This window comes from Microcoleus sp. AT8-A3 (assembly GCF_036705675.1).
Taxonomy (GTDB): domain Bacteria; phylum Cyanobacteriota; class Cyanobacteriia; order Cyanobacteriales; family Microcoleaceae; genus Microcoleus.
In genome coordinates this window covers 126,089-132,961 of record NZ_JAUBVD010000017.1, presented here as the reverse complement: position 1 = coordinate 132,961, position 6,873 = coordinate 126,089, and the positions used below count along the sequence as shown (strand labels likewise).

At 46.9% G+C, this 6,873-nt stretch carries 8 protein-coding genes; all 8 read right to left on the bottom strand.

Annotated features, from left to right (window positions below; translation table 11 throughout):
• Window positions 1–231: 231 nt before the first annotated feature.
• Window positions 232–804, bottom strand: coding sequence for a DUF2996 domain-containing protein (locus QUB51_RS13105; RefSeq protein ID WP_333261731.1), 573 nt, complete (start codon window positions 802–804; stop codon window positions 232–234).
• Window positions 805–987: 183 nt separating this feature from the next.
• Window positions 988–1,875, bottom strand: a complete 888-nt coding sequence (locus QUB51_RS13100) for a hypothetical protein (RefSeq protein ID WP_333168041.1) — start codon at window positions 1,873–1,875, stop codon at window positions 988–990.
• A 137-nt stretch (window positions 1,876–2,012) separates the two neighbouring features.
• On the bottom strand, window positions 2,013–2,567 hold the full coding sequence (locus QUB51_RS13095; protein WP_333261734.1) for a hypothetical protein: 555 nt from the start codon (window positions 2,565–2,567) through the stop codon (window positions 2,013–2,015).
• Window positions 2,568–2,907: 340 nt separating this feature from the next.
• On the bottom strand, window positions 2,908–3,024 hold the full coding sequence (locus tag QUB51_RS13090) for a photosystem I reaction center subunit VIII (protein ID WP_333042098.1): 117 nt from the start codon (window positions 3,022–3,024) through the stop codon (window positions 2,908–2,910).
• Between the two features lie 57 nt (window positions 3,025–3,081).
• Window positions 3,082–3,591 (bottom strand): photosystem I reaction center protein subunit XI, encoded by a 510-nt coding sequence (locus QUB51_RS13085; RefSeq protein WP_333261727.1) that lies wholly within the window; start codon window positions 3,589–3,591, stop codon window positions 3,082–3,084.
• Between the two features lie 114 nt (window positions 3,592–3,705).
• Entirely contained in the window at window positions 3,706–4,422 is a 717-nt protein-coding gene (locus tag QUB51_RS13080; RefSeq protein WP_333261724.1) for a TIGR04283 family arsenosugar biosynthesis glycosyltransferase, read from the bottom strand.
• Between the two features lie 422 nt (window positions 4,423–4,844).
• Entirely contained in the window at window positions 4,845–5,462 is a 618-nt protein-coding gene (locus QUB51_RS13075) for a TIGR04282 family arsenosugar biosynthesis glycosyltransferase (protein WP_333261721.1), read from the bottom strand.
• Window positions 5,463–5,623: 161 nt separating this feature from the next.
• Window positions 5,624–6,592: a quinolinate synthase NadA gene (nadA, locus tag QUB51_RS13070; RefSeq protein WP_333261717.1), complete on the bottom strand. Its 969-nt coding sequence runs from the start codon at window positions 6,590–6,592 to the stop codon at window positions 5,624–5,626.
• Window positions 6,593–6,873: the final 281 nt, after the last annotated feature.

Genomic DNA, 6,873 nt, shown 5'->3' with positions numbered 1-6,873 from the left:
CTCACTATTATCTCGGATGATTCACTTTTATCCCCTCCATCTGCCTATGTGCCAGTTGGGGGTGCGGAATGTGGGATCAAATCCTCTAGGTCGGGGGTAGGCAAAGAAAGGCACTACAAGAGTCAAAATTCATGTTTTTGGTGAGAATGAAACAGCCTTGCCTTAAGAAGGGGAGTAGGGGTTGACTTTGAGTAAGTTATTGTCCCCCCCTCTTCTTATCCCGAACTCAGGTTAATTAAGATTTAGCCATTTTTGAGCGTTAAGCCGCTGGACGACGCCAAACACCATGAGGTCTAGTGTTACCTTGCGCTCATCTATCAAAAAAGGCTCTAAAGTGCTGGTTTTGGTATTATTTTCAGCGCAGGAAAACGCCCTTTGACTTTGAATATTTTCTTGAGGAAAATACAGGTTAAATTGGCGCTGACCTTCTTGGAATTTGCCAATTACCTGCCAGCAATCCCCGGCGGAACTCATGCCCGCCACTGGGAGTTTTTGCTTTGCCAAACTCACCTCTAAATCCTTAACGCCCTGCTTAGTCAAAGCAGTTTGCAAGGCCGGTAAATAATCTTGTTGAATAAATTCCGCAAAGGGCTTGTCTTCAACAGCAGGTGCTTTTTCCTTTTTAGCTTTAGCTGGGGGCTTGTCGCCTTCGGCCTTGGCGGCGGGCTTTTTAGCAGCCGGCTCAGGCTTGTCAGTGCTGGGAAGGTCGGTTGTCTCGGCTGTGTCGGAACTCGGGGCGTGATCGATCGACGCACTGGGAGTTTCCGATTCGCCAGCGGTAGGATTTTTCGGTTCTTCTGACATTAACGCTTCCTGTTAAAAGTGATTCGGTAAGGAGTTGGGAGTTGAGCAAGCGGGCGATCGACTTTCTTGAGGGCACACATTTTATCGCAAACCAACCTGAGAGAATGGCTAGTCAAAAAAATTTGAACTCAAAACACTCTCAGAGGGCGATCGCCGGCAAACATCACAACTCCTTTGGTTATTCTAAATCTCAGCGACAGCTCGTTCAATCAAACGGCGGGCTAGAGTTTGAACACCGGTGTGTTCGTAGTAGTTGGTAGTCATGTCGAGGAATGCGCCCACGTAGTCCACCTTGTCAGCAGAAATTTCTACAAAATTCTGCAAGTGGCCGAGTACGTTTTGGGGAGTCAAACCCCGATCGCCCACAAAAGAGCTCATCCAGCCGGAAACCGAGTTAAAGCTTTCGCCGATAAAGCCGAGTTGGCCTGCGGGAGAGCCCCCAGGAATCATGCCACCGATCGACTTAAAGGCCGAATTATCTTGCAAATCACTAGGAGAGAGCTTTTGAATCCAAGACTGAGTTGCCATGATAAAGTCTGGGCCCAAAGGAATCAAACCATCAAAGCAAACCAAAGCAGCCATCCGCATCAGGGATTCGCCGCCGTAGTCGCCCAAGGATGCGGCAAAATCGCCGATGCTGTCGCCGGGAATGCCGTTGATTTGGCAAAAAGCGAGCAACTCAGTGACTAACTTCAGAGAAAGGTCGATCGTTTGAGCTTTTTCAGCCTTGGGAGTGATATTGCCAAGGAACGACAAAAACGAGACATTTTCCGCAACCTTATTAGCGAGGGCGGCAGTGCCCAAAGCCTTGTCGGCGTTGTCAATAGTTTGGTAGAGCCAAAGAGCGCGCTGGTAGCCCTCAGATTTATCGTTGTAGAGGTAGATCGCACGCTCGCCAATTTGCTGGATCAGTTCTTCGTCTGTTTCCCCAGTAACGGTGCGAATGGTATTTTCAAAGCCAACTAAATTGTTCCACTCGCCGGGAACCACAAAGTCAAGCGCTCGCAGCGCTTTGACAGTCATGTTGTCTTGAGGCAGTTGATCGACTAATTCAAAGACTGTTTTGCTCACAAAAAACTCCTTATGCTGAAACGAAAATCAAAGGTATTACTTTTGGCAGATTGCAAAACTTCACAGCCTCATTGTGGCAGACTTAGTTCTGATACCGCCAGACTTGAGTCGGGCGCGGAGTTGGACAAAAGACATTGCTACTTGAGGCGGGCGAGGCCGCCCAGGTTAAATTTTGACAGCCAAGCTTCCCTATCGCTGGCGGTAAAAGAGGGATTGCGGGATTGAACTTTCACCTGATAGCGATTTGCTACTAAAACAGCGGTGATATTAGCACCCTGATTAACGGCGGGATAGCCGGCAATTTGCTTGGTACTTTGCTTAAATTTTGTAGCTGCGCTGGGGTTGCCGGCGATGTCGTTAATCGAGAGCACCGCGACATTTTTACCGTCTTTGTTCAACTTAGCTTCAGCAAAACCGGATTTTTCTTGAGCAAAAACGCGATCGAATCCACTCCCAGAAGACGGGAAGTATTTATTTAACTTACCGCCTGCAACTGCCTTTTTGGGCAGGTTTTGATTACTAGCCGTTGATTTGTCAGCAGTTGTCTGCTGTGCTTTACCAGGTTTTTGGGTGCTTTCCTCCTGGGCTTTGTCCCAGCGTGATGGGGCTTGGGTTTGGCCGCAGGCGGTCACCAGCAGCAGTACCGAGATCAGGAATGGAGCTAAGATGCGGCGTGCGGGGAAAAATTGCATCGCTGTCTCCTCATTAGTAGGTTTCCATAACAATTGTGGCTTAGAATTTGGCAATTTGTGTCCTCTGAGCGGATGATTTGTCTTCTTTGTAAAAAAATCCTCTGCCTGCAGGCGGAGGATTTTTTTGCAATTATGAGTTTTGAAGGAAGAAAACTGAAAGATTGCTCCACAGATAAATTCTGGGGATGGGAGTAAAGAAACTAAGTTTTCGGATAGCCAGCAATCTCAAAACAATTTTTGCTGATTTTCCCTAGATTTATCTAGAAATGTCAGAGCAATTGTTCGTCAATCGTCTTATTACTTCGGCTTTCCAACTTAGGTCTTACTTTAGAGGTAAGGATCAGGCGTCGCTTTCAATGTAGATAAACAACAAACCCATTACCACAACTGGCATCACCCAGGTAATTAGGGGAATCAAAATCCAAGGCAAGAAAGAGGCAGCGTAGGAACCTGTCATATCAAATTCTCCAAACTAAAGTTAGTGTGTTCCAACAGGGATATGTGGGAGTCGAGTCTAATTGTTGACTAAACCCCGGAAAATGGCATCAACGCCGTTAAAGTTTTCGAGTAAGAAGTAGGCAGCAAAGACACCACCCATTCCACCAATAAAGAAACCAGCGGTAAACTGGCTCCAGCCTTCAGCATTTCTGAGGGAATCGGGAGTCATGGGATTAGCGCTAGGGTAGCTGGTGTTGTCTTGTTTGAAAGAGACTAAACCGTAAGCAGACATACCTAGTGTGCCCAGCAGAACTAAGACGAGGGCTGTATATAATCCCCCGAGATTAGCTGCTTCTGGATAATCCCGCAGGGGCCCGAAGACGATTTCAGGGCCGACGAGGAAATAACCATGTGCCAAACCGATTTCTAGACCTCGAACTAGGGGTGAGAGTCCTTTGCGGTAGGCCGGCAAGTTCCCAATAAATGCTTTTGTGAAATCAGAAGCACTGATGGGGGTGGCTAGATGACCCGTGAAGGGGTCGCCGTTAAAGGGTTTAATAAGCTCTGCATCTCTGGGATCTGCCATATTCTGTGTGTCCTCGCTGTGCGTAAAAGTTGAGGCGTTCAAGTCATATTTTACGCAGGGACGTGTTTCCTATTTACATAATTAACGACGAGCTTTAGAAAAGTTCACTATTCTTTAGTTTTTGGAAGAATTTTTCTTTTGCCTCTTATACCAGAAAGCGAGTCGATCGGGCGACACTCCCAGGAAATAAGCGATGATTACTATTTGATTAATGGCGGTGGTTTTGATGACCCCAAGCTGCTGCCACCGACGCGCGGATGTCAGCACAGGGTGGGGTACTATTTCAATCCGGCCTTGTTTTTTCAATCGGCGCACGAATTCAAAGTCTTCCATCAGCGGCAAGTAGGGAAAACCGCCGATTTTGTCAAAGGTAACTGCGTGGAGGAAAATAGCTTGGTCGCCGTAGGGCGTTTGCAAAAAGTTCGATCGCCAGTTTACCCCTGTTTCTACCAGCCGCAGGCTGAGACTGGGGGCGTCAATTTTGAGTTGAAAGGCCCCCGCTACAGCAGACGGGTTAGCTAGTACCCGACGCGCGCCAGAGTCGTACCCGCGAGGCAACAGAGTGTCGGCGTGGAGAAACAGCAGGATATCTCCAGTAGCTGCAGCGGCACCTGCATTCATTTGGGTGGCGCGGCCTGGGGCGGTGGAGATAACTCGCACGCCCAAAGATTTTGCTATATCTGTAGTACCGTCGCTGCTGCCGCCGTCGGCGACAATTATTTCGACATTTTTGGCCTTTCGGGCCGTGGAGATGACTCGGGCAATTGTAGGTGCTTCGTTTAAGACTGGAATGATAATGGAAATTTTGAGATTGGGATTTTCCGGCGACATACAGAATTAAGCACCCCGTGAGAGAGAGGGGTTTTGTACCAAGCTTATCTGTTATTTGGCCAATTTCTTACGCCGCGATCGCCCCTACATTGGGCCTTAACGTGGGAGGGCGAGTTTTATACAAAGCTTATCTGTTAGTTGCTAATTTTTTACGCCGGGCCCGCGCCTACATTGGGCTTTCATCTGGCAGGGCGGGTTTCCTACAAAGCAGAGCAGTTAGTTGCTCATTTATTTGCTAATTTTTGGCTTTTTCTCGCGCCTGGGACTATTGTCCCAAGCGCTGTCTAACCACTACTGATATTCAGCATTTGGTTAGACAAATACACTTACTATATTATGACGTTATGGTTTCACAATCAAGTAGTTTATTATAATTAGTTATGATAATTTATAATATTTTATGCCCATTCAATATAGTTTAGTTATTTCAATAGATTAATATCTAAACCGAGCAAGTCCTCTGGTAAATCGATATCTGCAAGTGTGGGAAGATAAGCAATATTGAGGTCTAGTTTTTTGGCGATCGCCCGCGTACAAGCAAATACTTCACTGGTTCCCCAGTGAATGCCACTGAACAATTCCGGTATCGAACGCCGCAGCCCGATCAGATAATAACCTCCGTCTTTTGCGGGGCCCAAGACTAAATCGTGCTGGCTCAGTTCCTCAAAAGCTTGTGCCATGATTTCTGCTTTCAAATCCGGACAATCAGTGCCGATAATTGCTGTTTTCTCAACCCCTGAATTAAAAGAGTTTTGAAAAGCTGCTGTCATTCTTGCGCCCAAATCGCCGTCTATTTGATCTTGAAAATTAATATCAGTTCCCAACCACTCTTGCATCAGTTGTTGGCTGCCGCCGGTTCGGTGAATTTCTACCGATAATCGGCGGGATTTTTCGAGAGAGAGAGCACAGGCGATCGTCCGTTGAGCCATCAAACGGTGAAGGTTGGCAGCGCCTGTTTTTCCCAGCACCGGAATTAGTCTAGTTTTGGTTGTCCCCGGTTCGGGATAGCGGGTGAAAACAATCAGTTTTTCTGGCATCATTTATTGTTGATGAGTTTTAAAGGAATGAACCGCAGAGGAAGAGAAAGAGTTAACCTCTGCTTCACGAATTGCCGATCGATGTTGGTGGGTTAGGCCAGGACTGAATTTAATCGCCGCGCCCAACCCAGCATACAATGTGTTTACTGAAAAATAGCCAGCGGTTAGCTCATTTCTAGCATTCGTTGGATGGGCTGCAAAGCTGCTAGTTGAATGTCTAGGGGCATGGTAATTTCAGGAGTTTGATTTTTTAGGGAGAGATACAATTTTTCCAAGGTATTTAATCTCATGTGCGGGCATTCGTTGCAAGCACAGTTATTATTAGTTGAAGGAGCGGGGATGAAGCGTTTGTGCGGAGTTTGCTTTTGCATTTGGTGAATGATTCCCGGTTCAGTCGCGACAATAAAAGCTTGGCTGGAACTAGCTTGAGAATATTTGAGCAAAGCGGTGGTGGAGCCGATGTAATTAGCATGGCGCAGCACGGGAGGTTCGCATTCTGGGTGGGCAATTATTTCGGCTTCTGGATTTTCGATTTTTAGTTGAACTATCTTTTTTTCTGAGAAGTTTTCGTGGACGATGCAGGCTCCTTGCCATATCTCCATGTTTCTGCCGGTTTGTTCCATGACGTAGCGGCCGAGATTACGGTCGGGCCCAAAAATTATCGGCTGATTTTCGGGAATTTGGTTGACAATTTTAACCGCGTTAGAACTGGTGCAAATTATATCGCTCATTGCCTTAATTGCGGCGGTACAATTAATGTAGGAAATTACTAAATGTCCTGGTCGATCGGCTTTGAAAGCTGCAAAGGCTTCGGGAGGACAACTGTCGGCGAGGGAACACCCAGCATTTAAGTCTGGCAACAATACTAATTTGTCGGGATTGAGAATTTTTGCGGTTTCAGCCATGAAATGAACTCCGGCAAAAACTATGACATCGGCGCTGGTGTTGGCGGCTTTGCGGGCAAGTTCTAGGGAGTCGCCAATGAAGTCTGCGATGTCTTGAATCTCGGAGTCTTGGTAATAGTGGGCGAGAATGACGGCGTTCAACTCTTGTTTGAGGGCGTTAATGGCTGCAAACAAGTCGTTGGGCAGTCGGGTTTGAGTAAAGTTCGGAGCAGGTGCGGTGGTAAACACAGTTAGAATATTCCGGGGAAGGTGCGGGCTGGACTCAAGTGTATTTTGAATTATAGTTGAATTCACCAAAAACGGTGGGGAGTTGGGCCAGAGGTAGAAAATTTGCCATAGGTTAACCGACTGACTGGCAGTGGGAGCAAGATTTTGCGATCCAAGAGTGGACTCAGCTAAGTTTTTACCTGACTCTAATTAGACTGAAAGCTTTATCCAGCAAGATATTCACAGGTAAATGACTACCTTGAGCCACGAGTATTTTGAGTAGCCTCTATTGACATCCTTTA

Bases quoted from the DNA above. Each gene is read 5' to 3' on its own strand.
- QUB51_RS13080 (WP_333261724.1), bottom strand. From the start codon at position 4,422: ATGTCGCCGGAAAATCCCAATCTCAAAATTTCCATTATCATTCCAGTC.
- QUB51_RS13090 (WP_333042098.1), bottom strand. From the start codon at position 3,024: ATGACAGGTTCCTACGCTGCCTCTTTCTTGCCTTGGATTTTGATTCCC.
- QUB51_RS13075 (WP_333261721.1), bottom strand. From the start codon at position 5,462: ATGATGCCAGAAAAACTGATTGTTTTCACCCGCTATCCCGAACCGGGG.
- QUB51_RS13105 (WP_333261731.1), bottom strand. From the start codon at position 804: ATGTCAGAAGAACCGAAAAATCCTACCGCTGGCGAATCGGAAACTCCC.
- QUB51_RS13095 (WP_333261734.1), bottom strand. From the start codon at position 2,567: ATGCAATTTTTCCCCGCACGCCGCATCTTAGCTCCATTCCTGATCTCG.
- QUB51_RS13085 (WP_333261727.1), bottom strand. From the start codon at position 3,591: ATGGCAGATCCCAGAGATGCAGAGCTTATTAAACCCTTTAACGGCGAC.